We start from the raw sequence: 23,917 nt of genomic DNA on the forward strand, positions 1-23,917 counted from the left end.
AGGAGGATTCATGTCCACGTTCGCCCAAATGATCGAAAACATCACCCCGGAAATCTACCAAAGCCTGAAAACGGCCGTAGAAATCGGCAAATGGTCCGATGGCCGCAAGCTCACCGCCGAGCAGAAAGAGCTGTCGCTGCAGGCCGTGATCGCCTGGGAAATGCAGAACCTTCCCGAAGACCAGCGCACCGGCTACATGGGCCCGCAGGAATGCGCCTCGAAGTCCGCGCCGATTGCCAACATCCTGTTCAAGTCGGACTCGGTACATTGATCGAACTCGCTCGTGGCTCGTTGAGCAAGATGTCGGTGCGCCTTGATGGCCAGGTTGCCCAGTACAGCTTTCGCCTGGATGACACGCAGGTGCCGGTCAACCCGCTGATTGGCCAGTCGCTGCGCCTGGAATACCTCGGCGCCATCCATTGCAGCCACTGCGGCAAGCGCACCAAGACCAGCTTCAGCCAGGGTTACTGCTACCCGTGCATGACCAAGCTGGCGCAGTGCGATATCTGCATCATGGCCCCGGAACGCTGCCACTATGACGCCGGCACCTGCCGCGAGCCGTCGTGGGGCGAGCAGTTCTGCATGACCGACCATGTGGTGTACCTGGCCAATTCTTCGGGTATCAAGGTGGGCATCACCCGCGCCACTCAGTTGCCGACCCGCTGGCTTGACCAGGGCGCCAGCCAGGCGCTGCCGATCATGCGCGTGGCTACCCGTCAGCAATCGGGCCTGGTCGAAGACCTGCTGCGCAGCCAGGTGCCAGACCGCACCAACTGGCGCACGCTGCTCAAGGGCAGTGCCGAAGTGCTCGACCTGGTAGCCGTGCGTGAGCAGATTTTCGACGCTTGCGCCGATGGCCTGCGTGAATTGCAAGGTCGCTTTGGCCTGCAGGCTATCCAGCCGCTGGCCGATGCCGAGGTTGTGCAGATCGACTACCCGGTGCAGGCCTACCCGCAAAAGATCGTCAGCTTCAACCTCGACAAAAACCCGGTAGTGGAAGGCACACTGCTGGGCATCAAGGGCCAGTACCTGATCTTCGATACCGGCGTGATCAATATTCGCAAGTACACGGCCTATCAACTGGCCGTGCTCCAGTAAAGGATCGTCACCATGCGCACCGAACAACCGCAAGTGATCTACCTGAAGGATTATCAGGCGCCCGAGTACCTGATCGACGAGACGCACCTGACCTTCGAGCTGTTCGAGGACCATAGCCTGGTCCATGCGCAACTGGTCATGCGCCGCAACCCCGAGCGCGGTGCCGGCCTGCCGCCGCTGGTGCTCGACGGCCAGCAACTGCAACTGCTGCGCGCGGCCCTGGACGATAAGGAACTGGCCGCAGGCGAGTACACGCTCGACGACAGCACGCTGACCGTGCAACCCACCGCCGAGCACTTTACCCTCGACACCAGCGTGAAGATTCACCCCGAGAGCAACACCGCACTCGAAGGCCTGTACAAGTCCGGCAAGATGTTCTGCACCCAGTGCGAGGCCGAGGGCTTTCGCAAGATTACCTATTACCTCGACCGCCCGGATGTGATGAGCCGCTTCACCACCACGGTGATCGCCGAGCAACATCGCTACCCGGTGTTGCTGTCCAACGGCAACGAGGTCGGCAGCGGCCCGGCCGAAGACGGTCGGCACTGGGCCACTTGGGAAGACCCGTTCGTAAAACCTGCGTACCTGTTCGCGCTGGTGGCCGGTGACTTGTGGTGCGTCGAAAGCAGCTTTACCCGCCAGTCTGGCCGCGACGTGGTGCTGCGCATCTACGTCGAGGAAGAAAACCTCGACAAGTGCGACCACGCCATGGTCAGCCTGAAGAAGTCGATGCGCTGGGACGAGGAAGTCTATGGCCGTGAGTACGACCTGGACATCTTCATGATCGTCGCGGTCAACGACTTCAACATGGGCGCCATGGAAAACAAGGGCCTGAACATCTTCAACTCCAGTTGTGTGCTGGCCCGCGCCGAAACCGCCACCGATGCCGCCCACCAGCGCGTCGAAGGCGTGGTCGCCCATGAGTACTTCCACAACTGGTCGGGCAACCGCGTCACCTGCCGCGACTGGTTCCAGCTGTCGCTCAAGGAAGGCTTCACGGTGTTCCGCGATGCCGAGTTCAGCGCGGACATGAACTCGCGCACGGTCAAGCGCATCGAGGATGTGGCCTACCTGCGCACTCACCAGTTCGCCGAAGACGCAGGCCCCATGGCGCACCCGGTGCGCCCGGACAGCTTCATCGAAATTTCCAACTTCTACACCCTCACAGTGTACGAGAAGGGCGCAGAAGTGGTCGGCATGGTCCGTACCCTGCTGGGCCACGAAGGTTTCCGCAAGGGCAGCGACCTGTACTTCGAGCGCCACGATGGCCAGGCGGTGACCACCGACGACTTCATCAAGGCCATGGAAGACGCCAATGGCGTTGACCTGACCCAGTTCAAGCGCTGGTACAGCCAGGCTGGCACGCCGCGCCTGGCGGTCAGCGAGGCCTATGACCCGGCAGCCCGCACCTACAGCCTGACGTTCCGCCAGAGCTGCCCGGCGACGCCTGGCCAGGCCGAGAAACTGCCCTTCGTCATCCCGGTGGCGCTGGGCTTGCTCGACGGCGCAGGCCAGGACCTGCCGTTGCAACTGGCCGGCGAAAGCGCAGCCTTGGGCACCAGCCGCGTGCTGTCGGTGACCGAAGCCGAGCAGACGTTCGTGTTCCAAGGCATCGACGCCAAGCCGCTGCCATCGCTGCTGCGTGGCTTCAGCGCGCCGGTAAAACTGAGCTTCCCCTACGACCGCGATCAGTTGATGTTCCTCATGCAGAACGACAGCGACGGCTTCAACCGCTGGGAAGCGGGGCAGCAGTTGTCGGTGCAGGTGCTGCAAGAGCTGATTGGCCAGTACCAGCGTGGCGAAGCGCTTGCACTCGACCAGCGCCTGCTCGCAGCCCTGGGCGCCGTGCTGGGCAACGCATCGCTCGACCCGGCCATGGTCGCCGAGATGCTGTCGCTGCCGGGTGAGGCGTATCTCACCGAAATCAGCCAGGTAGCCGACGTCGACGCCATTCATGCGGCGCGCGATTTCGCCCGTCAGCAGATCGCCGAACACCTGTTCGACGGCCTGTGGGCGCGCTACCAGGCCAACCGCGAAGTGTCGCGGGCAACGCCTTATGTGGCCGCAGCCGAACACTTTGCCCGGCGCAGCCTGCAGAACATCGCGCTGTCGTACCTGATGCTCACCGGCAAGCCGCAGGCGCTGGAAGCGGCGCTTGAGCAGTTCGAGCACAGCGACAACATGACCGAGCGCCTTACCGCGCTGGCGGTGTTGGTCAACTCGCCGTTCGAGGCTGAACGCGCCAAGGCGCTGCAAGCCTTTGCCGAGCACTTCAAGGACAACCCGCTGGTCATGGACCAGTGGTTCAGCGTGCAGGCGGCCAGCAGCCAGCCGGGCGGGCTGGCGCGGGTCAAGGCGCTGATGCAGCACCCGGCCTTTACCTTGAAGAACCCGAACAAGGTGCGGGCGGTGGTCGGTGCGTTTGCCGGGCAGAACCTGGTCAACTTCCATGCCGCCGACGGTTCGGGCTATCGCTTCCTGGCCGACCTTGTGATCGAGCTTAACGCGCTGAACCCGCAGATCGCCTCGCGCCAGCTGGCGCCGCTGACCCGCTGGCGCAAGTATGACGATGCTCGTCAGGCGTTGATGAAGGGCGAGCTGGAGCGCATTCGTGCTTCTGGTGAGCTGTCCAGCGATGTGTATGAAGTGGTGAGCAAGAGCCTGGCTTGAGCTTGATGGGGCTGCTGCGCAGCCCGTTCGCGACACAAGGCCGCTCCTACAACGGAATGCGATCCTCTGTAGGAGCGGCCTTGTGCCGCGAACGGGCCGCAAAGCGGCCCCAGCCATTTTTGCCGGTTAACAAAACATAACGTCCCGCTCGTTGTTTTCTGTCGGACAATCCCGCTAGCATGACGAAAAGCTATTCCAGGGCTCTGGAACAGGGTTTTCGCAGCACCTGGCAATAGATTGACCCGCGACAAGAACATAACAGGGGGCAGTCATGACACAGCGAATCAGGCCACGCGGCCGGTTTGCCACCAGCGCCATGCTGGCGCTGGTACTGGGCATCGGTGCCAGCGACGTGCAAGCGGCGGTGGCCGCCGAGCAATACTCGGTCGAGTCGGCCAAAGCCGCACAAAGCCTGCTGATCGCAGCCACCCACGCCGGCAAGCGCCTGGTGGTGGTCGGCGACCGCGGCCACATCCTGTTCTCCGACGACCAAGGCAAGACCTGGACTCAGGCCCGGGTGCCCACCCGGCAACTGCTCACTGCAGTGTTCTTCCTCGACGACAAGCGCGGCTGGGCCGTTGGCCACGATGCGCAGATTCTTGCCAGCAGCGATGGCGGCGCCACCTGGAGCAAGCAGTTCGAAGACCTGTCCCGTGAAGCCCCGCTGCTCGATGTGCGTTTTCTCGATGCCCAGCACGGCTTTGCCGTGGGCGCCTATGGCGCATTGCTCGAAACCACGGACGGCGGCCAGCACTGGCAGGACGTCGCCGAGCGCCTGGACAACCCCGACCAACTGCACCTGAACGCCATCACCGAGGTCAAGGGTGCAGGCCTGTTCATCGTTGGCGAGCAGGGCAGCATGTTCCGTTCAAGCGACGCAGGCCAGGCCTGGAGCACGGTGCAAAGCCCTTACCAGGGCTCGCTGTTCGGCGTCATCGGCACCGCCCAGCCCAACACCCTGCTGGCCTACGGGCTGCGCGGCAACCTGCTGCGCTCGACTGACTTTGGCGACACCTGGCAGCCCATCGCGCTCAATGCCGAGCGTGGCCCGCTCGAATTCGGCCTGGCAAGCGCTACGCTGTTGCAGGACGCCAGCCTGGTGCTGGTCGGCAACGGCGGCAGCGTGCTGCGCAGCAACGATGGTGGCCAGACCTTCAGCGTGCGCAACCGCGCCGACCGCATCGCTCTGGCCGGTGTCAGCGGCCTGGCCAATGGTGGCCTGCTGCTGGTAGGGCAGGGCGGTGTGCACCTGGCCAGCGCCGATGGCCTGCAGGAGGCACGCCCATGAGCAGCCGGGAGAGTTTCGACATGCAGCACAAGGACAAGCCTACCCTGCTCGAACGGCTGATCTTCAACAACCGCCCGGCAGTCATCGCCATCTGCATCTTCGTGAGCATTTTCCTGTTCTGGCAGGCTACGCAGATTCGCCCCTCTACCAGCTTCGAGAAGATGATCCCGCTGCAACACCCGTTCATCGAACAGATGATGGAGCACCGCAACGACCTGGCCAACCTGGGCAACACCGTGCGCATTTCGGTGGAAGCGGTGAACGGTGACATCTTCGACAAGGACTACATGGAGACCCTGCGCCAGATCCATGACGAGGTGTTCTACATTCCCGGCATCGACCGCGCCGGGCTCAAGTCGCTGTGGAGCCCCAGCGTGCGCTGGAGCGAAGTCACCGAAGAGGGCTTTTCTGGCGGCGAGGTGATCCCCAACACCTACGACGGCTCCCAGGACAGCCTCGATACCCTGCGTGACAACGTGCTCAAGTCCGGCCAGGTGGGGCGCCTGGTGGCCAACAACTTCAAGTCCAGCATCGTTGATATCCCGCTGCTGGAAAGCTACCCCGACCCGCAGGACCCAGGGCGTCAGGTCAAACTCGACTACCAGCAGTTCTCTCACCAGCTCGAAGAAAAGATCCGCGACAAGTTCCAGGCGCAGAACCCCAACGTGAAGATCCACATCGTCGGTTTTGCAAAAAAGGTCGGCGACCTGATCGACGGCCTGGTGATGGTGGTGATGTTCTTTGGCGTGGCGTTGCTGATCACCTGGGCACTGCTGTACTGGTTCACCTGGTGCATCCGCAGCACCATCGCCGTGCTGGTTACCACGCTGGTGGCGGTGGTCTGGCAGTTGGGGCTGATGCACGCGGTCGGCTTTGGCCTGGACCCGTATTCGATGCTGGTGCCGTTTCTGATCTTCGCCATCGGTATTTCCCACGGGGTGCAGAAAATCAACGGCATCGCCTTGCAGTCCAGCGACGCCGACAACGCCCTTACCGCTGCCCGGCGCACCTTCCGCCAGCTGTTCCTGCCCGGCATGATCGCCATCCTGGCCGATGCGGTGGGCTTCATCACCCTGCTGATCATCGATATCGGCGTTATTCGCGAGCTGGCCATCGGCGCGTCCATTGGCGTTGCAGTGATCGTGTTCACCAACCTGATCCTGCTGCCGGTAGCTATCAGCTATGTCGGCATCAGCCAGAAGGCCATCGCCCGCAGCAAGAAGGACGCGACCTGCGAGCACCCGTTTTGGCGCTTGCTGTCCAACTTTGCCAGCCCCAAGGTGGCGCCGGTTTCCATCGTGCTGGCGCTGCTGGCCTTCGGCGGCGGGCTCTGGTACAGCCAGAACCTCAAGATCGGCGACCTCGACCAGGGCGCCCCGGAGCTGCGCCCGGACTCGCGTTACAACCAGGACAACGCCTTCATCATCAACAACTACTCGACCAGTTCCGATGTGCTGGTGATCATGGTCAAGACGCCTGCCGAGCAGTGTTCGGTGCATTCCACCCTGGCGCCCATCGATGAGCTGATGTGGACCATGAACAACACCCCAGGGGTGCAGTCGACCATCTCGCTGGTAACGGTGTCCAAGCAGGTCATCAAGGGCATGAACGAGGGCAGCCTGAAGTGGGAGACGCTGTCGCGCAACCCGGACGTGCTCAACAACTCCATCGCCCGCGCCGACGGCCTGTACAACGCCGATTGCTCGCTGGCACCGGTGCTGGTGTTCCTCAACGACCACAAGGCCGAAACCCTTGAACGGGTCACCGCAGCGGCCAAGGCCTTCGCCGACAGCCACAGCAAGGATGGCCTGCAGTTCCTGCTGGCCGCAGGCAACGCCGGTATCGAGGCCGCCACCAACGAGGTCATCAAGTCAGCCGAGCTGACCATCCTGATCCTTGTGTACCTGTGTGTCGGGGTGATGTGCATGATCACCTTCCGCTCGTTTGCCGCAACCTTGTGCATCGTGCTGCCGCTGGTGCTGACGTCGGTGCTGGGCAACGCGCTGATGGCGTACATGGGCATCGGCGTGAAGGTGGCGACGCTGCCGGTGGTGGCCTTGGGGGTGGGTATCGGCGTGGACTACGGCATCTACATCTACAGCCGCCTGGAAAGCTTCCTGCGCGCCGGCCTGCCATTGCAGCAGGCCTATTACGAAACCCTGCGCTCTACCGGCAAGGCGGTGCTGTTCACCGGGCTGTGCCTGGCCATCGGGGTGTGCACCTGGATATTCTCGGCGATCAAGTTCCAGGCCGACATGGGCCTGATGCTGACCTTCATGCTGCTGTGGAACATGTTTGGCGCGCTGTGGTTGTTGCCGGCGTTGGCACGGTTCCTGATCAAGCCGCAGAAGCTTGCGGGCAAGCAGGGCGGTTCGATCTTCGCCCATTGAGCAAAGGTCGGGGCCGCAATGCGGCCCCGCTGGGTATAATGCCCGGCCTATTGTTCTGGAGGCCACCATGACCCTCGCCAACGCCCTCGCAACCTGCGACATGCTTCTGATCGACGGCCTGCACGCCTTCGATTTCACCTTCGACGATGCCGGCCTGACCATCGAATGCATGGACGGCCGCCAACTGCGCCGCTGGGTGTTCAGCGCCGAGCAGGTGGGGGCCGCCAGCGTTGCAGGTGATACCTGGACCCTGGACTCTGCCGACGGCGAGCATCGTCTAGTCTGTATGAGTGCCTTTCGTGCCCCGGATGAAGACGACGATGAAGAACCGCTGGACGAACCTGTTGACCGCTAGCCTGATGAGCCTTTCGCTGGGCGCCAACGCCGCAACCTTGCTGGTGGGCAGCTACACCGATGGCGCCAGCCAAGGGATCTACCGCTATACCTTCGACCCGCGCAGCGGCCATATCGGTGCCAAGCCGCAGCAGGTGGTCGAGGCCGTCAGCCCCTCGTGGCTGGTGCTGTCTGCCGACCAGCGCCTGCTGTTCGCAGTCAATGAAACCGCCCGGGGCCATGCCAGCAGTTTTGCCATCGACGCCAAGGGCCAGCTAAGCCCCCTCAGCCAGGTGCCCAGCGACGGCGACGAGCCGACCCATGCCAGCTTGAGCCGCGATCAGCGTTACCTGTTCGTGGCCAACTACGCCGTTGCCCCAGACCCGGGGGGTAGCCTGGTGGTGCTGCCGGTGGACAAGGACGGCAAGCTGCAGCCAGCGGTGCAACAGCTGCGCCATGCGCCGAGCAAGGTCAACCCCGAGCGCCAGGCCGGTGCCCATGTGCACTCGGTGGTGCTGTCGCCCGATGGCAGCCACCTGTATGCCAGCGATCTGGGCGCTGACAAGGTGTTCATTTACCGCTACGACGGCGCCAGCCCCGAGCACCCCTTGAGCCCCGCGTTGCCCGCCTCGGTCAGCTTGCCGCCCGGCAGTGGGCCGCGCCATCTGCTGTTTGATGCCAAGGGGCAGCATGCCTACCTGACCTTGGAGATGTCTGCCGAAGTGGTGGTGTTCGAGGTCAAGGACGGTGCCCTTGTCGAGCGTCAGCGGCTGCCACTGACCGAGCACACGCAAGCTGCAGCCAAGGCCGCCGGCGGCCTGCATCTGTCAGCGGACGGGCGTTTTTTGTACGTCAGTAACCGGGGTACGGCCAACCAGATCGTGGTGTTCGCGGTGGACAAGGCTGACGGCCAGTTGAGCCTGGTGCAACGGCGCTCCGTGGACGGTGACCACCCCCGCGAATTTGCCCTGGCCCCAGGCGGGAAGTTCTTGCTGGTGGCCAACCAGAAAAGCGACCAGGTCGTAGTCATGCAGCGTGACCCGCGCAGCGGCAAACTGGGCGATACGGTGCAGAAGTTCGATCAGCCAGCGCCTTCGGATTTGAAGTTTCTCGACTGATGGCGCTTTGCTTCGGTGAAATGCGTTAGTAGTGGCACTGCGCCATATGTTTTAATTGACGCTGTATTTTTGACTCATCGAGGGGCTGAGCATGATGTGGCGTATTACAGCAGTAGTGCTATTGGTGATGTCTGCGCCGATCCTGGCGATCTGAGAGCTCAACCGGTGGTGGCGCAGGCTTGATCACTTCGCCATCACCGCCTTGAACAACGCTGATTCCAGCCAGTGCTCCAGCCAGGTGCGCAAGCGCGGGTAGGGCGCTTGGGCGAACCACGCAGGTTCTACCCCGGCAAACTGGCGCAGCAGAGGCAGCAGCGCCGCATCGGCCAGGCTGGGGTGGTTGGCTAGCAGGTACGGGCTCCCTTCGAGCAGGCTTTCCAGCCTCGCCAGCCAGGTTTCGGCGTCCTGCCGATAATAGTCGCGAGAATGCTGCGGGTATCGCTCGGCGTATTTGTACAGGTTCACCTGCGCCTTGAAGGTGCTGTCGTTGCAGGCAATCAACGCTTCGGCTTGCTCGGCGCCAGCCGCGTCTGCCATCAGGCGCCAATCGTCGGGGTCATGCCGGGCCAAGGCCCAGCGCATGATCTCAAGGCTCTCTTCCAGCACTTGAGCACCGGTATCGAGCACCGGCACTGTGCCCTTGGGCGACAGTGCCAGCAGCTCGGCCGGCTTGTTCTTCATCGCCACTTCACACACCTGCACGTCACACTCGGCGTAGCGCAGTGCCAGGCGTGCGCGCATCGCCCAGGGGCAGCGGCGGAACGAGTACAGGATCAACCGCACACCTCGACATCACTCAGGCCGTTACCTTGGCGCCGAACCTGGATCTGCACCGGGATCCGCTCGTGCATTTCTTGCACGTGGGAAATGACCGCCACCTTGCGGCCTTGGGCCTGCAGGCCGTCCAGCGCGTCCATCGCCAGTTGCAGCGACTCGGGGTCGAGGCTGCCGAAGCCCTCGTCGATGAACAGCGACTCGATGCGCAAGGTGCTGGAGGCCATCGACGCCAGGCCTAGGGCCAGGGCCAGCGATACCAGGAAGGTTTCACCGCCCGACAGCGAGTGCACCGAGCGCATCTCGTCCCCCATCTCGGTGTCCAGCACCAGCAGGCCAAGGGCACTGCCGCCGCGCTTGAGGCGGTAGCGCCTGGCCAGCTGGCGCAGTTGGCTGTTGGCATGGTGCAGCAGCAGGTCGAGGTTGTAGCCTTGGGCGATCTTGCGGAACACATCGCCTGAGGCCGAGCCGATCAGGCTGTTCAGCCGCGCCCAGCGCTGCCATTGCTGGTAGGCTTGGTCGATCTGTTCGTTGAGTGCGGCACAGGCCTGCTGACGACGTTGGTCGTCGGCCTGGCGGGCACGCAGTTCGGCGCATTGCTGCTCCTGGCCGGCCAGTTGCTGCTGCAGGTCGGCAAGGCTCTGTTCGAGGGTTTCGACCGGCAGTTCGGCGTGGGCCTGGGCGCTGTGCTGTTGCAGGCGTTGTTCACGCTCTTGCAACAACACGCGGCCCTGCTCGATGGCCTTGTCGGCGTTGTGCAACTGCTGGCGCAGCTCGGCCAGTTGCGTGTCGTCTATGGCCAGCAGGCGGTCAAGGCCGGCATCGTCAAGCTCGGGGTGTTCTGCTCGCCACTGCGCGATCTGCGCTTGCAGTTGCTGGTGCTCCTGCTCCAGTGCTTGCTGGCGCTGATGATTGGCTTTGAGCTCACCGGCCAGTTGCACACCCTGGGTGCGCAGGTCCTGCACGTGTTGGGCGCTCTCGGCCTGGGCGCTGCGCGCTTGTTCCAGTTGTGTGTCGACGTGCTGCTGCCAGGCTTCGGCACTGGGGTGTTCACCGAGCAATTCGGCCAGCGCGGCCTGCGCTTGCTGGCGCTGCGCCTCGGTGGTGGCGAGTTTTTGCTGCGCTTGTTGCAGGCTGAGCTGGCGGCTTTGCTGTTGGTCGCGCAGCTTGTCCAGTTGCTGCTGACGGGCCTGTTGTTCCTGCTGCTCGTCCTTGCGCTGGTCCAGTTGCTGGCGGCGCAGGACAATCTGCTGGTCGAGGCTGAGGAAGGCGTTGGCCGGGTCGTCGCGCAGCGCCTGGAGGATCTCGGCTGGCAGCACGCTGGCCAAGTCGTTCAGGCCTTGTTCGAGCTGCTGCTGATCGGCAGCCAGCGCCTGGTGCTGCTGGTCCAGATGGCGTTGGGCCTGCTGCTGCGCCTCGTTGGCCGCTTGCAGGCGCTGGCTGAGGCTGGCGGCTTCGCGTTGCAGTGCCAGCAGCGCGCTCTGGCGTTTCTCATCGCGGTCGATTTCTTCGCCCAGGCGCCGTAGCTGGCCATCGAGCCAGCTGCTACGGGCCTTGTCGTCCTGCGGCGCGAGGGCGGGCCACAGGGCGTGGGCCTGGAGTTGGCCTGCAAGCGGTTGCAACTGTTCACCCAGTTGCAGTTGTTGCTGCTGGTATTCCTTGAGCTGGGCATTGATCACGCCCAGTTGGGTGCGCAGTTCGACCAGCTTGCCGTTGAGCTGCTCAACCTGCTTTTGCGCGGCGTCTTCTTCGGCCTGATCGTGCCGGCCCAGGCTCTGCAGCAAGGCCTCGGGCTGATGGAATGGGTGCTCGGCACTGCCGCACACCGGGCAGGCTTCGCCGTCACGCAGCTGTGCGCGCAGGTCCTCGACGCTGCTGGTGCGCGCCAGGCGCTGGCGCTCGAGCAACTGCCGGGTCAGGGCCAGGGCTTGCTCGGCGGCTTGCAGTTCGGTTTTGGCTGCGGTGCCTTCGCCGATCAGTTGCTGGCGCTGCTGCATGGCCTGCTGTTGGCGCTCACGCAGGCTATCGAGGGTTTGGCGCAGTTCCAGGTCGCGGGCGTGCAGGCGCGACAGCTCTTCGACGGCGCGTTGCTGCTTGCGGTTGTCTTGCAGCATGCCGCCGAGCAGGTCGATCTGCTCGGCCAGGGCATGGGGTTCGGCGCCTGCTTCGCGAAAGAGCAGCTCGAAGCTGTCGCGTTGCGCTTGCAACTGCGCATTGGCCTGGCTGACCTGGGCTTGCAGGCCCGGCAGTTCTTCATGGCCTTTGCTCAGGCGCCCGCCAATCAGCATCACTTGCTTGAGCTGCGGCAGGTAGGCCTGCCAGGCGTCGGCCAGGCTTGCCAAGTGCGTGCTCTGGGCGAGGGCTGCGTCGATCTGCGCCAATTGTTGCAGGCTGCGCTGTTGGTTTTCGTCCAGTTGCTGAACCTGTTGCTGGGCTTCTTCGACAGCGGTGGCGGCTTGCTGGCAGGCCACGTTTTGCTCGGCAAGGTCGTTGTCGAGGCGGGCCAGATCGGCTTGGCCGGCAAAGGCCAGGCGTAGCTTCGGGGCGTCCTCGGCGTGTTTGGTCTGGTGTTGCTCAAGCGCCTGGCGAGCGCCGGCCAGGGCCTGCTCCTGTTCTTCGGTGCGCAGTTGCAGGGCAGACTGCTGCTGCTGTTGCTGGTCGATCTCGGCCAGCAACGGCAGCAATTGCGCCGCCAGGCTTTGCAGGCGATGGAACTGGTGGCGTTGCGGCGCCAGGCGTTCGAGGCGCTGCAGGTCCAGGCGTTGCCCGGCCATTTGCTGCCATTGCTGTTCGGCGCTTTCCAGCGCCTGGTGGGCCTCGCTGTGCTGGGCCTGCAATTGCTGTTGTTCATTCAGCCAGGCGCGTTGCTGTTCAAGCTGGCGCTGGCGCGCCTGGCCGGCCTTGAACTGCTGCTGCGCCTGCTCCAGCTCCAGGTCGAGCGCGGCGCGTGCTTCGGCATCCATCGGCAGCAGGTGCTCGGCCTGTTTTTTCAGGTCGCTGTGCGCTTCAGCGGTTTCGCGTGCCTTGCTGAATGCGCGTTGGCCCAGGCGGGTGTAGATCGCGGTATTGGTAAGCTTTTCCAGCAGTTCGCTGCGCTCACGGTCATCGGCCTTGAGGAAGGCGCCGAATTCGCTCTGGGCCAACATCACCGCACGGGTGAACTGCTCGAAGTTCAGGCCCAGGCGCGCTTCGACCAGTTGCTTGTATTCGTTTTTGCCGCTGCCCAGCAGTTGCTCGGCGTCCAGGTCGTACAGGCTCTGGCGGCTGTGCTGCAACTTGCCGTTGGCTTTCTCGCGGGCGCGGTTGGCTTCCCAGCGGGCGCGGTAACGGCGCCCGTCGATACCGATGAAATCCACCTCGGCGAACCCGCTGCCGGTACCGCGCCGCAACAGGTTGCGCGGGTCGGAGGTGGGGATGTCGCCATCGGCGTCGGGCACCTTGGCTTCGCGGCCAATGTCGTTGAGCCTCGGCACGGTGCCGAACAGCGCCAGGCACAGGGCGTCGAGCAAGGTGCTCTTGCCGGCGCCGGTGGGGCCGGTGATGGCGAACAGCCCGGCGCTGGCCAGGGGCTCGGCAGTGAAGTCGATATCGACGGGGCCGGCAAGGGAGGCCAGGTTCTTCAGGCGGATGGCGAGAATCTTCATGGCTGTTCCTCTTCTTGCAGCACGTCCTGCAGCAGCTCGGCGAAGTCGGCCAGGGCCTGCTCATCGGCGGGGCTGCCGTAGGCCTGCTCCCAGGCGCGGCCAAACAGGTCGTGCGGGGTCATCTGGGAAAGCTCGACAAAGGCTTGTGCGTCGTCTGTATCACGGCCTGCGCCTGCGTATTCGGCGCTGATGCGCACCAGCCGCACGGCTTTGCCTTGCAGGGCGTTTTCCAGTTGCAGGCGCAGGTCTGGCTGCGGTTCGTCCAGGCGTACCCGGACCTCAAGCCACGGCTGGCGGTTGGGGTCATCGAGCAGGTCGATCACCGGCAGTTCGGCGAGCTGTTCGAGCAGCTCGCTCAGCGGTGCCGGGCCCAGCCGTTGCAGGGCTACGGCGCGCGGCACCAGGCGCGGCTCAACGCTGACCAGTTCGCTGCCGTCGAGCTCGACCTCCAGCACCTGGTGCGGGTAGTTGATTTCGGCGAACGACAGCGGGATCGGCGCGCCGCTGTAGCGGATGCGCGCCTCGCGGTTGACCTTCTGCGGTTTGTGCAGATGGCCCAGGGCGACGTAAGCGATGGCCTTGTCGAACAAGCGCGCCGGCAGAGCCTCGGCGTTGCCGATGATCAGGCTGCGCTCGGAGTCTTCGCTGATGCTGCCGCCGGCCATGTGCGCATGGCTGATGGCAACCAACGCCTGGTCTTTCTTGCGTTTTTTCAGCGCCGCCTGGATAAGTTGCTCGTGCACCTGGGTGATGCCTTGCAGGTAGTCATCGCCAAGAGTGGGGCCGGTGACTTCGGCGGGGCGCAGGAAGGGCAGGGCCAGGCACCAGGCGCTGACTTTGCCACGGGCGTTGGTGAGTGGGATCAACAGGCGCTCGGCATCGAGCTGGCCCTCGTCGAGCCAGTGCACGCGGCCCAGCGCATGGGTGCGCAGGCGACGCATCAAAGGCGCAGGCAGCTCGATGCGCGAACCGGAGTCGTGGTTGCCGGCAATCATCACGATGTCGAGTTTGGGCTGTTGCTCGTGGGCCTGGACGATAAAGTCGTATAGCCGTTCCTGGGCTTTGACCGGCGGGTTGACGGTGTCGAAGATATCGCCGGCGATCAGCAGGGCATCGGGGTTGCGCAGGCGCAGTTGGCCGAGCAGCCAGTCCAGGAAGCAATTGTGTTCGAAGTCGCGTTCCTGGCCGTGCAGGCTCTGGCCCAGGTGCCAGTCGGAGGTGTGAAACAGACGCATGGGTGACCTGTAGGTGTCGAGTCGTTGCTTTTAAGGGGCACTCGCAGAGGGCGGCTATGGTAACCCAACTGGGCCGGTTGCAGCGCCTGAGCGATGGCAGCTTGTCCGCTCTGCGTGGGGGTGATTAAATATTTGGAAACAAGGATGTTGAATGAACCCCGCCTCTTGCCTGCCCCCACCTGCCTGCCCGTGGATGCCATTGCCGTTGCCTTGGCCCGGGGATTGCGCGTGGGCGCAGGCCGGGCGCGTTTTTTGACCCTGCTTGCGGCGGCATGGATGCGCGCACCGCTTGCCTACTCGAAAGCCCCGAAGGAACGAAAATGGACAATATTTCGCTGAGCAAAGTTGATTTGAGCGGTTACAAGCCGAAATGGCAGGAGCGCTTCGCGTTCTTCGAGAAGAACGGCGGCCCGTTCAGCGAGACGTTCAAGGAGGCGTTCAAGGCATTGCCAACGGGCAAGCGCATGCTGATCAACATGAACTTCCTGGCCTTCTTCTTTGGGCCGATCTACCTGTTCGTGCTGGGGCTGTGGAAGAAGAACCTGGCGCTGCTGGGGATTTCCGTGGGCGTGGGCGTGGTATTGGCCATTTATGAAACAGTGACCGGCACGCTGCTGCCGCGTGCACTGGATACCGGCATCAATTGTGGCCTGGCGGTGCTGTGGGCGATGACCACCAACTACGCCTACTACCTGAAAGAAGTGAAAGGCCAGCAGGGCTGGAACCCGTTCGAGAAATAAGGGGTTGGCCTGCGATGGCTAAAGGCCAGGCAACGCCGCTGTGTTTGCTGGCCTCATCGCAGGCTAGCGCCAGCTCCCACAAATACTACGCCAGCCTGTGATATAGAGGTCTGACACAGATCCTGTGGGAGATTCTATGGTTTTGTACGAACCTGTTCCCGCCAGACATATCTCCTTGTGGCGAGCTCCTTTGTGGCGAGCGGGCTTGTCCCGCGTTGGGCTGCGCCGCAGCCCTTGAGGTTTTCAGGGCTGCTGCGCAGCCCAACGCGGGACAAGCCCGCTCGCCACGACTGTCTATCATTTCCCACAGGATTGGGTCCAACCAGCCTTGGTGCGGTTGAGCGCGGCCTGCGGGGTAGCTGGCGCTAGCCTGCGATGAGGCCACCACCCGCTTCACGCAATAAGACGCCGATCAATACTCGCTAAGCGAAAACTCGGTCAGGCAGAAGGTCGGCACGCCCGCCGCCTGCAAGCGCTGCGAACCCTCAAGCTCAGGCAGGTCGATGATTGCCGCTGCTTCAAACACCTGCGCGCCGGTGCGGCGGATCAGGTTGGCCGCCGCCAGCAGCGTGCCACCCGTGGCAATCAGGTCATCGAACAGCAACACCGAATCGCCATCGCACAGACTGTCGGCATGCACTTCCAGGAAGGCCTCGCCGTATTCGGTCTGGTAACCCTCAGACAGCACGTCAGCCGGCAGCTTGCCCTGTTTACGGAACAGGATCAGCGGCTTGTTCAGTTGGTGGGCGATGATCGAGCCAATCAGAAAGCCCCGCGCGTCCATTGCACCGATGTGGCTGAATTCAGCTTCGACATAGCGCTCGATGAACTGGTCGGCCACATAGCGCAGCCCGCGTGGTGACTGGAACAGCGGGGTGATGTCGCGGAAGATGACGCCCGGTTTCGGGAAGTCCACTACCGGGCGGATCAGGGCTTTGAGGTCGAACGTGTCGCTGTGCATGGGGCAGGTATCCTGGAAAAACCAAGGCGCCAGTATACCTGTTCCGGCGGTCAGGCTTCTATGGCGCCGCCTGCCAGCGCGCACAGCTGGATCGGGTCGAGGATGTGCACTTCCTTGCCCTCGGCCTTGAGCAGGCCATTCTGCTGGAAGCGGGTAAACACCCGCGATACGGTCTCGACCGCCAGGCCCAGGTAGTTGCCGATTTCGTTGCGCGACATGCTCAGGCGGAACTGGTTGGCCGAATAGCCGCGTGCGCGGAAGCGCGCCGACAGGTTGACCAGGAAGGTGGCGATGCGCTCATCGGCGGTCTTTTTCGACAGCAGCAGCATCATTTGCTGGTCATCGCGGATTTCGCGGCTCATCACCCGCATCAACTGGCGGCGCAGTTGCGGCAACTGCACCGACAACTCATCAAGCCGTTCGAAGGGGATTTCGCACACCGAGGTGGTTTCCTGGGCCTGGGCCGACACCGGGTAGGCTTCGGTGTCCATGCCGGACAGGCCGACCAGCTCGCTGGGCAGGTGGAAACCGGTGATTTGTTCTTCACCACTGTCGCTCAGGCTGAAGGTTTTCAGCGCGCCAGAGCGGACTGCGTAAACCGAGCCGAAATCGTCACCTTGGCGGAACAGGAACTCGCCTTTTTTCAGTGGGCGGCCGCGTTTGACGATGTCATCCAGTGCGTCCATATCCTCAAGGTTGAGCGACAGCGGCAGGCACAGGGGGGCCAGGCTGCAATCCTTGCAATGGGCCTGGTTGTGTGGGCGCAGTTTTACTGGCTCAGACATTTCTTCGATCCTTGTGAGAAAGCACACATAAGTCGTAAGGGTAACCCACGACAAGGTCGGTAAGCCAGCGTGCGCTGTTCTGGTGCGTGCTGACGGCGTTAGCCTCTACTGTCCATAGTGTGCCTGCCAAGGCAAGCTGTCCATGTGGTCAAACGTCTCTATCTGTTCAGATTACCCTCGAAAAGCGCTGACGATTTTGTTGAGCCAGGTACGCATCGAACACCATGCACACCGAGCGCACCAGCAGGCGCCCGGCCGGCAGGACGCGGATGCCCTTGGCGTCCAGGCTGATCAGGCCGTCGCGTTGCATGGCTTGAAGCTGCGGCCATTGCTCGTTGAAGTAGCCGCGGAAATCGATCAGGAAGGCGCGTTCGATCTGCTCGAAGTCCAGTTCGAAATGGCAGATCAACTGCTGGATCACCGCGCGGCGCAGGCGATCGTCCTCATTGCAAAGCAGGCCGCGCTGGGTGGCCAGTTGGGCGTGGGAGAGGGCGTCCTGGTAGGTGTTGAGGTCGCTGCTGTTCTGGCAGTACAGGTCGCCGATCTGGCTGATCGACGACACCCCGAGGCCGATCAGGTCGCAGTGGCCATGGGTGGTGTAACCCTGGAAATTACGCTGCAGGGTGCCTTCTTCCTGGGCGATGGCCAGCTCGTCGTCGGGCAGGGCGAAGTGGTCCATACCGATGTAGCGATAGCCTGCAGCGGTGAGCTGTTCGATGGTGGCGTGGAGCATTTCAAGCTTGGCTGCCGGGCCCGGCAGGTCGTTGCTGTCGATGCGCCGCTGCGGCATGAAACGCTCGGGCAGGTGGGCATAGTTGAACACTGAAAGGCGGTCCGGTTGCAGGCGGATCACCTCCTCGACGGTGCGTGCAAAGCCTTCTGGCGTCTGCTTGGGCAGGCCGTAGATCAGGTCAAGGTTGACCGAGCGGAACTGCAGCGTGCGCGCCGCTTCAATCAGGGCGCGGGTCTGCTCCAGGCTTTGCAGGCGGTTGACCGCGCGCTGTACGGCCGGGTCGAGGTCCTGCACACCGAGGCTGACGCGGTTGAAGCCCAGTTCGCGCAGCAGGCCCATGGTCGACCAGTCGGCCTCACGCGGGTCCAGTTCGATGCCATAGTCGCCAGAGTCGTCGTCCAGCAGGTTGAAATGCTGGCGCAGCGTGGCCATCAACTGGCGCAATTCGGCATGGCTGAGAAAAGTCGGCGTGCCGCCGCCAAAGTGCAACTGCTCGACGCGCTGTTTGGGGTCGAGGTGGCAGGCGATCAGCTGGATTTCCTGCTCCAGGCGTTGCAGGTAAGGTGCGGCGCGGCCGCGGTCCTTGGTGATGACTTTGTTGCAGGCGCAGTAGTAGCAGATGTTGGCGCAGAACGGCACATGCACGTACAGCGACAGCGGACGTGCCGCCCGGCGGCTTTCGCGCAGCGCGTGGAGCAGGTCGAACGAGCCCACCTCGCTGTGCAGTTGCACGGCGGTCGGGTAAGAGGTGTAGCGTGGCCCGGCCAGATCGTAGCGGCGGATCAGGTCGGGGTCCCAGTGAAGTTCTTCGAGCATGTGGGCAGTCCCCGGATAGAGCAGCAGTACCCGGAGTCTAGGGATGGATGTAAGTTTCTATGTTGATTTGTATCAAGCTGCAAGCGCCTGCAGCGAGCTGCAAGCTTTTAGCTGCCCCTAGGGATGGTCTGAAATAGCCGGATATTTTCCGGCTATCGAACGATCAGCACTTCAAAAAACGACGCACGTCGAAATTTGACCAATCCTCTTCGACTTTTCAGGCTCATCGGCCACTGCAAGCCACTGCAAGCCACTGCAAGCCACTGCGCCGCAGCCATTTCCCGTATTACACGCGCACTTCTCCTGCGTTCGCCAACAAATGTCGGCGTGCCATCCACAGGTTCGACAGAGCGAACAGCGTCACCATCTGTGCAGTGTTCTTCACCAAGCCTCGCAAGCGCACCTTCGTATAACCGAACTGGCGCTTGCTTACCCGAAACGGGTGCTCGACCTTGGCGCGAACCTGAGCCTTGGCCTTCTCGATCTTGCGTATCGCCTTGTACAGGGCACTGCGTTTTCCATGCTTTTTGTAAGTGCTGCGTCGGGCTGCAATTTGCCAGATGACCTCGCGCCCCGCGTGCTCTTCGCGCTTCTCGGCCTCGGTGTAACCCGCATCGGCGCACACCACGTTTTCCTCACCGTGCAGCAGTTTGCCGACCTGCGTGACGTCCGCAACATTGGCCGCCGTGACCACCACGCTGTGCACCAGGCCCGACTCATCATCGACACCAATATGTGCTTTGGCCACGAAGTAATACTGGTTTCCCTTCTTCGTCTGGTGCATCTCGGGATCGCGCTTGCCGTCCTTGTTCTTGGTCGAGCTGGGGGCATGAATCAGGGTGGCATCGACGATGGTGCCCTGACGCAACGACAGGCCACGGTCGCCCAGATAACCATTGATGACGCCGAGAATCCCGGTCGCCAAGTCGTGCTTTTCCAGCAATCGGCGGAAATTGAGAATGGTAGTTTCGTCCGGGATTCGCTCAAGGCTCAGACCAGAAAACTGACGCAGAATGGTCGTCTCATACAAAGCCTCTTCCATCGCCGGATCGCTGTAGCCGAACCAGTTCTGCATCAGATGTACACGCAGCATCGCCATCAATGGGTAGGCCGGACGACCACCTTCACCCTTTGGATAATGCGGCTCGATCAGCGCAATCAAACCCTTCCAGGGCACCACCTGATCCATCTCGATCAGGAACAACTCCTTACGGGTCTGCTTGCGCTTGCCGGCGTACTCGGCGTCGGCGAAGGACATCTGTTTCATCATCGAAAAGCTCGGCGACTGGTATCCGGAGATTTTGCCAAATCAGGAAGCCTTTTTCAGAATTTCCCTAACAGGCCTCTGAGCAATGCCTGATCATTATGAGATTTCGTGCACATCAGCAAGCCCAGGATACTCCAAGGGCGCTACGGCAAGCTGGCCTTGGCATCGCGATCATTCACAATGTTTTTTTGTGACTGCCCATGCTCGTTTCAGGGCGCTTCGCTGCCGCGGACAAACACGCCATGACCAATGCAGCTGCATAAGGAAAACTGCGGGTAATCAACATCACGCTCCACACCACAGAGGACAATGTCAGTGCTGGCAAGCACATGACCAGTAATGCACAAGCCATCAACATGGCAAATAATAACGCCTCTCCAGCACAGCTACTCAGAACTCTGCCTAGAGAGCTGCTAGCCGTCTGCTTGGGCGTCACGATAAACCTCGTCGACTTCGACCAAATCGAATAAAACACCGCCTGTGCGACGACATGATTCAATGCATGACTTGCAAGAATCGACAGCCACGCATTGGAAGTTCCATCCGGGCTGTAACGCACATAAAGGACTGTTTGAGCGAACAGCGTAACCAGAAAGGCTCCGACCAGTGAGCCCGATATAAGCAGAGGGTAGGAGGACGCGGCCGAAGGTGCCACCAAGGAAAGTGCCGACCATCCAATAAGCGCACTTGTCATCAATAGTCCTCCCGCTTGGGACAGCCAGTGCATCCACCCGATGACGAATTGATAGCGTTGTGTCCATGAGAGCTGTTCATTTTTTAGGAAAATTATTTTCGCATGGCCTCTCAGGATCTGTACTGCCCCCCTCACCCAGCGGAAACGTTGGCGCTTGTAGTCATAGAAATTATCCGGCATCAGGCCTTTCCCGTAAGAAACCGGAATATATCTCATCTTGTGCCCCTGTTGAAGAATCCTCAATCCAAGCTCGGCATCCTCACAGACACATTGCTCCGACCATCGGAGCGTCCTCAGTACCCGCGCGCGGATCAACGTCATGGTGCCATGAAGGATGATGGCATTGAAATTGTTTCGAATCAGCATGCCGACATTGAAGAAACTCTTATATTCGTAATAGCACAACCTCTTGAACAGCGAAACTTGGTCACGATAATCCTGCGGCGACTGCAGAACAGCGACTTCAGGATCATAAAATAGAGAAGTAAGCCCTAGCCAGTCCTGCTCGACCTGATAATCCGAATCAACCACAGCAATTATATCAACGTCATCAGACGTCTTATCCAGCAAGAAATTTAATGCCCCACCCTTATTACCGGCAATCCTCTCAACCCGCCAGAACTTGAATTTACTCCCTAAGGCGAGGCAGTGTGCCTGGACCGGCATCCAGAAACTTTCCTGATCCGTATTATTGTCAATAACATGAACCTCATAATCCCCATGGAACAGCTCGCTTATCCGGGACAATGTATCTTTCACCATAGTGGGCGGCTCATTTCTGCACGCGATGTGGATAGCGACTTTGTAGGAAACCTGGCCCTCGCTGTCAGGCGCTGAAAAAAAAGTGTTGTTCCGTGGCATCAAGTACCCGTCGACTGTTTCGTGTAGCGAGATCAAGAGCACGCAGATACACCACGCGCACCATACATTGATCGCAACCAATTGATCGACCGGAGACAAAGTCGAAAGCCCGTACCATACCCTTTCGGCGAGCGCAAGCAACATGGCGAACCCGCTGCAAAGTAGTAATGCTCGACCTAGCGCGCCTCTAAAGAATTCGTACAAGAATACTTGAATCCCTTTAACAGGGACTGAGGTTTTTCCGCCGAGTACAAACTTTACCCTCCCGTCACTCCTGAACATCCCCCAATGCCGGCCCACCGTGCCTTCCGAGCGTTTCCAACGCTGATCGAATGCTTCGATCACATTGTAATCCACCCCCATGCTGTTGAACTCACTGATCACGCCTCTAATATATTCCGCTTGTTGATACTCATCTGCAGGCATTGTATTCAGTGCATGCCCACCAGAGGGCCACCCTACTTCGCCGACATAGATCTTTCGGCCCGGAAATGCTGAAATCACCTTGCCCACCGCGCTCACCGTGTGGTTCACCGCATCAGCAAGGCACACGCCTTCCCAGAACGGAAGCGTATGTATGGTTATTTCATCTACGTAATCGGACAAGGAGGGATGGCTCAACCATATGTGCCAAAGCTCCGCAGTTGTCACCGGAAGCTCTGTTATCAACTTCACTTCGCGCATATATTCCTTGAGTCGCCCCAATGGCAAATCATGCCTAAACAAAACCTCATTACCTACCACAACCCGCACAATGTTATTACACTTACGCAAGATCACTACTGCCCGGGCAATCTCCATTGCATTCTTTCTTTCGTCATCACAAATCCAAATACCCAAACTGACCTTCATGCCCAACGAACCAGCAATACGTGGTATCCATGCCTGAACACCAGAAACGGAGTAAGTCCGAATGTGTGGTAGGTAGCGACTGAGCACCGTCAGCTCTCGAGTCATTTGCTTGACTGTTACACGACTGCGCTTTTCGAAAGACGAACTATTTGAATACGGCGCATAGGATGCACTTCTGATGGAATACATCGACTGGATGACTTTTGATTTACGCGCCTGCAGCAACGCTTTAAACATGACCACTAAAAACAACGCTATTCCATTGATAACCAACCCCCAGTGCATCACACTCATCGTCGCACCTCATTATTCAGGCGGATAAGCAGAACAGCGCTCGCTGTCGTGGCATGTTCAAGTGATCCCACGCTAAGGCATCACTGATATTGATCATGACCCCGTAGCACTACTCACACAGCTGGCATTTTTGCCAGTTGACAATTGAAAGTAGCGTTTGGCGCTTGCCTAAAATAATCGTACGGTGCAGGACCGCGTTGAGAACGATGACAGGTAGGCAGTCGGTGGGCTAGGGATGGTCTGAAATGGCCGGATATTTTCCGGCTATCGAACGATCAGCACTTCAAAAAACGACGCACGTCGAAATTTGACCAATCCTCTTCGACTTTTCAGGCTCATCGGCCAGTGCAAGCCACTGCGCCGCAGCCATTTCCTGTATTACACGCGCACTTCTCCTGCGTTCGCCAACAAGTGTCGGCGTGCCATCCACAGGTTCGACAGAGCGAACAGCGTCACCATCTGTGCAGTGTTCTTCACCAAGCCTCGCAAGCGCACCTTCGTATAACCGAACTGGCGCTTGATCACCCGAAGCGGGTGCTCGACCTTGGCGCGAACCTGAGCCTTGGCCTTCTCGATCTTGCGTATCGCCTTGTACAGGGCACTGCGTTTTCCATGCTTTTTGTAAGTGCTGCGTCGGGCTGAAATTTGCCAGATTACCTCGCGCCCCGCGTGCTCTTCGCGCTTCTCGGCCCCGGTGTAACCCGCATCGGCGCACACCACGTCTTCCTCAACATTGGCCGCCGTGACCACCACGCTGTGCGCCAGGCCCGACTCATCATCGACACCGATATGTGCTTTGGCCCCGAAGTAATACTGGTTTCCCTTCTTTGTCTGGTGCATCTCGGGATCGCGCTTGCCGTCCTTGTTCTTGGTCGAACTGGGGGCATGAATCAGGGTGGCATCGACGATGGTGCCCTGACGCAACGACAGGCCACGGTCGCCCAGATAACCATTGATGACGCCGAGAATTCCGGTCGCCAAGTCGTGCTTTTCCAGCAATCGGCGGAAATTGAGAATGGTAGTTTCGTCCGGGATTCGCTCAAGGCTCAGACCAGAAAACTGACGCAGAATGGTCGTCTCATACAAAGCCTCTTCCATCGCCGGATCGCTGTAGCCGAACCAGTTCTGCATCAGATGTACACGCAGCATCGCCATCAATGGGTAGGCCGGACGACCACCTTCACCCTTTGGATAATGCGGCTCGATCAGCGCAATCAAACCCTTCCAGGGCACCACCTGATCCATCTCGATCAGGAACAACTCCTTACGGGTCTGCTTGCGCTTGCCGGCTTACTCGGCGTCGGCGAAGGACATCTGTTTCATCATCGAAAAGCTCGGCGACTGGTATCCGGAGATTTTGCCAA

General features: G+C 61.0%; 17 protein-coding genes. 8 read left to right on the forward strand and 9 right to left on the reverse strand.

Annotation, left to right across the window (positions count from 1 at the left end):
- The first annotated feature begins 10 nt into the window (after positions 1 to 10).
- From HU719_RS04425 to HU719_RS04455, 7 genes are all read left to right on the forward strand, one after another.
- Complete coding sequence (locus tag HU719_RS04425) at positions 11 to 271, forward strand: YeaC family protein (protein WP_186520880.1); 261 nt, start codon at positions 11 to 13, stop codon at positions 269 to 271.
- Positions 268 to 1,098 carry a DUF2797 domain-containing protein gene (locus HU719_RS04430; protein ID WP_186520879.1) on the forward strand — a complete coding sequence of 277 codons (831 nt, stop codon included), beginning with the start codon at positions 268 to 270 and terminating at the stop codon, positions 1,096 to 1,098. The genes HU719_RS04425 and HU719_RS04430 overlap by 4 nt, the downstream gene beginning before the upstream one ends.
- 12 nt (positions 1,099 to 1,110) lie before the next feature.
- Complete coding sequence (pepN, locus tag HU719_RS04435; RefSeq protein WP_186536619.1) at positions 1,111 to 3,768, forward strand: aminopeptidase N; 2,658 nt, start codon at positions 1,111 to 1,113, stop codon at positions 3,766 to 3,768.
- A gap of 271 nt (positions 3,769 to 4,039) precedes the next feature.
- Positions 4,040 to 5,056 (forward strand): WD40/YVTN/BNR-like repeat-containing protein, encoded by a 1,017-nt coding sequence (locus HU719_RS04440; protein WP_186536618.1) that lies wholly within the window; start codon positions 4,040 to 4,042, stop codon positions 5,054 to 5,056.
- Positions 5,053 to 7,446, forward strand: coding sequence for an efflux RND transporter permease subunit (locus tag HU719_RS04445; protein ID WP_186536617.1), 2,394 nt, complete (start codon positions 5,053 to 5,055; stop codon positions 7,444 to 7,446). The genes HU719_RS04440 and HU719_RS04445 overlap by 4 nt, the downstream gene beginning before the upstream one ends.
- 67 nt (positions 7,447 to 7,513) lie before the next feature.
- Positions 7,514 to 7,801 (forward strand): DUF5629 family protein, encoded by a 288-nt coding sequence (locus tag HU719_RS04450; RefSeq protein WP_225917102.1) that lies wholly within the window; start codon positions 7,514 to 7,516, stop codon positions 7,799 to 7,801.
- Complete coding sequence (locus HU719_RS04455; RefSeq protein ID WP_186536616.1) at positions 7,767 to 8,897, forward strand: lactonase family protein; 1,131 nt, start codon at positions 7,767 to 7,769, stop codon at positions 8,895 to 8,897. The genes HU719_RS04450 and HU719_RS04455 overlap by 35 nt, the downstream gene beginning before the upstream one ends.
- Positions 8,898 to 9,080: 183 nt before the next feature.
- On the opposite strand, the gene HU719_RS04460 is transcribed toward HU719_RS04455, so the two are convergent.
- Genes HU719_RS04460 through HU719_RS04470 form a run of 3 tightly spaced genes read right to left on the reverse strand, consistent with a single transcriptional unit; the run spans position 9,081 to position 14,550 of the window.
- The gene (locus tag HU719_RS04460; RefSeq protein ID WP_186536626.1) at positions 9,081 to 9,674 is read right to left on the reverse strand and encodes a glutathione S-transferase N-terminal domain-containing protein; all 594 of its coding nucleotides are present in this window, start codon (positions 9,672 to 9,674) and stop codon (positions 9,081 to 9,083) included.
- A complete protein-coding gene (locus tag HU719_RS04465) occupies positions 9,671 to 13,315 on the reverse strand; it encodes an SbcC/MukB-like Walker B domain-containing protein (protein ID WP_186536615.1) in 3,645 nt (1,214 codons plus the stop codon). The genes HU719_RS04460 and HU719_RS04465 overlap by 4 nt, the downstream gene beginning before the upstream one ends.
- Positions 13,312 to 14,550 (reverse strand): exonuclease SbcCD subunit D C-terminal domain-containing protein, encoded by a 1,239-nt coding sequence (locus tag HU719_RS04470; RefSeq protein ID WP_186520873.1) that lies wholly within the window; start codon positions 14,548 to 14,550, stop codon positions 13,312 to 13,314. The genes HU719_RS04465 and HU719_RS04470 overlap by 4 nt, the downstream gene beginning before the upstream one ends.
- 320 nt (positions 14,551 to 14,870) lie before the next feature.
- Between HU719_RS04470 and HU719_RS04475 the strand changes: the two genes are divergently transcribed.
- On the forward strand, positions 14,871 to 15,290 hold the full coding sequence (locus HU719_RS04475; RefSeq protein ID WP_186520872.1) for a DUF2628 domain-containing protein: 420 nt from the start codon (positions 14,871 to 14,873) through the stop codon (positions 15,288 to 15,290).
- Positions 15,291 to 15,702: 412 nt separating this feature from the next.
- Here HU719_RS04475 and HU719_RS04480 read toward each other — a convergent pair whose 3' ends face one another.
- The 6 genes from HU719_RS04480 to HU719_RS04505 all read right to left on the reverse strand — a co-directional run bounded on the left by HU719_RS04480 (position 15,703) and on the right by HU719_RS04505 (position 23,813).
- Positions 15,703 to 16,251: an adenine phosphoribosyltransferase gene (locus HU719_RS04480; protein ID WP_186522887.1), complete on the reverse strand. Its 549-nt coding sequence runs from the start codon at positions 16,249 to 16,251 to the stop codon at positions 15,703 to 15,705.
- A 50-nt stretch (positions 16,252 to 16,301) separates the two neighbouring features.
- A complete protein-coding gene (gene fnrA / locus HU719_RS04485) occupies positions 16,302 to 17,036 on the reverse strand; it encodes a Crp/Fnr family transcriptional regulator FnrA (protein ID WP_186522886.1) in 735 nt (244 codons plus the stop codon).
- 166 nt (positions 17,037 to 17,202) lie between these two features.
- Positions 17,203 to 18,585 carry an oxygen-independent coproporphyrinogen III oxidase gene (gene hemN / locus HU719_RS04490; RefSeq protein ID WP_186522885.1) on the reverse strand — a complete coding sequence of 461 codons (1,383 nt, stop codon included), beginning with the start codon at positions 18,583 to 18,585 and terminating at the stop codon, positions 17,203 to 17,205.
- Positions 18,586 to 18,871: 286 nt separating this feature from the next.
- Positions 18,872 to 19,852 carry an IS5 family transposase gene (locus HU719_RS04495; RefSeq protein ID WP_217843713.1) on the reverse strand — a complete coding sequence of 327 codons (981 nt, stop codon included), beginning with the start codon at positions 19,850 to 19,852 and terminating at the stop codon, positions 18,872 to 18,874.
- 175 nt (positions 19,853 to 20,027) lie between these two features.
- The gene (locus HU719_RS04500; RefSeq protein ID WP_186537490.1) at positions 20,028 to 22,553 is read right to left on the reverse strand and encodes a glycosyltransferase family 2 protein; all 2,526 of its coding nucleotides are present in this window, start codon (positions 22,551 to 22,553) and stop codon (positions 20,028 to 20,030) included.
- Positions 22,554 to 22,931: 378 nt separating this feature from the next.
- Positions 22,932 to 23,813: an IS5 family transposase gene (locus HU719_RS04505; RefSeq protein ID WP_225917103.1), complete on the reverse strand. Its 882-nt coding sequence runs from the start codon at positions 23,811 to 23,813 to the stop codon at positions 22,932 to 22,934.
- Positions 23,814 to 23,917 lie beyond the last annotated feature (104 nt).

This window comes from Pseudomonas farsensis, from assembly GCF_014268805.2.
Classification (GTDB): domain Bacteria; phylum Pseudomonadota; class Gammaproteobacteria; order Pseudomonadales; family Pseudomonadaceae; genus Aquipseudomonas; species Aquipseudomonas farsensis.

What these genes read in the sequence shown, in the direction of transcription:
- HU719_RS04495 (WP_217843713.1), bottom strand. Translation starts at nt 19,852, where the DNA reads ATGAAACAGATGTCCTTCGCCGACGCCGAGTACGCCGGCAAGCGCAAG.
- hemN (WP_186522885.1), bottom strand. Translation starts at nt 18,585, where the DNA reads ATGCTCGAAGAACTTCACTGGGACCCCGACCTGATCCGCCGCTACGAT.
- HU719_RS04445 (WP_186536617.1), top strand. Translation starts at nt 5,053, where the DNA reads ATGAGCAGCCGGGAGAGTTTCGACATGCAGCACAAGGACAAGCCTACC.
- HU719_RS04455 (WP_186536616.1), top strand. Translation starts at nt 7,767, where the DNA reads ATGAAGAACCGCTGGACGAACCTGTTGACCGCTAGCCTGATGAGCCTT.
- HU719_RS04465 (WP_186536615.1), bottom strand. Translation starts at nt 13,315, where the DNA reads ATGAAGATTCTCGCCATCCGCCTGAAGAACCTGGCCTCCCTTGCCGGC.
- HU719_RS04480 (WP_186522887.1), bottom strand. Translation starts at nt 16,251, where the DNA reads ATGCACAGCGACACGTTCGACCTCAAAGCCCTGATCCGCCCGGTAGTG.
- HU719_RS04500 (WP_186537490.1), bottom strand. Translation starts at nt 22,553, where the DNA reads ATGAGTGTGATGCACTGGGGGTTGGTTATCAATGGAATAGCGTTGTTT.
- HU719_RS04440 (WP_186536618.1), top strand. Translation starts at nt 4,040, where the DNA reads ATGACACAGCGAATCAGGCCACGCGGCCGGTTTGCCACCAGCGCCATG.
- HU719_RS04475 (WP_186520872.1), top strand. Translation starts at nt 14,871, where the DNA reads ATGGACAATATTTCGCTGAGCAAAGTTGATTTGAGCGGTTACAAGCCG.
- fnrA (WP_186522886.1), bottom strand. Translation starts at nt 17,036, where the DNA reads ATGTCTGAGCCAGTAAAACTGCGCCCACACAACCAGGCCCATTGCAAG.
- HU719_RS04470 (WP_186520873.1), bottom strand. Translation starts at nt 14,550, where the DNA reads ATGCGTCTGTTTCACACCTCCGACTGGCACCTGGGCCAGAGCCTGCAC.
- HU719_RS04450 (WP_225917102.1), top strand. Translation starts at nt 7,514, where the DNA reads ATGACCCTCGCCAACGCCCTCGCAACCTGCGACATGCTTCTGATCGAC.
- HU719_RS04425 (WP_186520880.1), top strand. Translation starts at nt 11, where the DNA reads ATGTCCACGTTCGCCCAAATGATCGAAAACATCACCCCGGAAATCTAC.
- pepN (WP_186536619.1), top strand. Translation starts at nt 1,111, where the DNA reads ATGCGCACCGAACAACCGCAAGTGATCTACCTGAAGGATTATCAGGCG.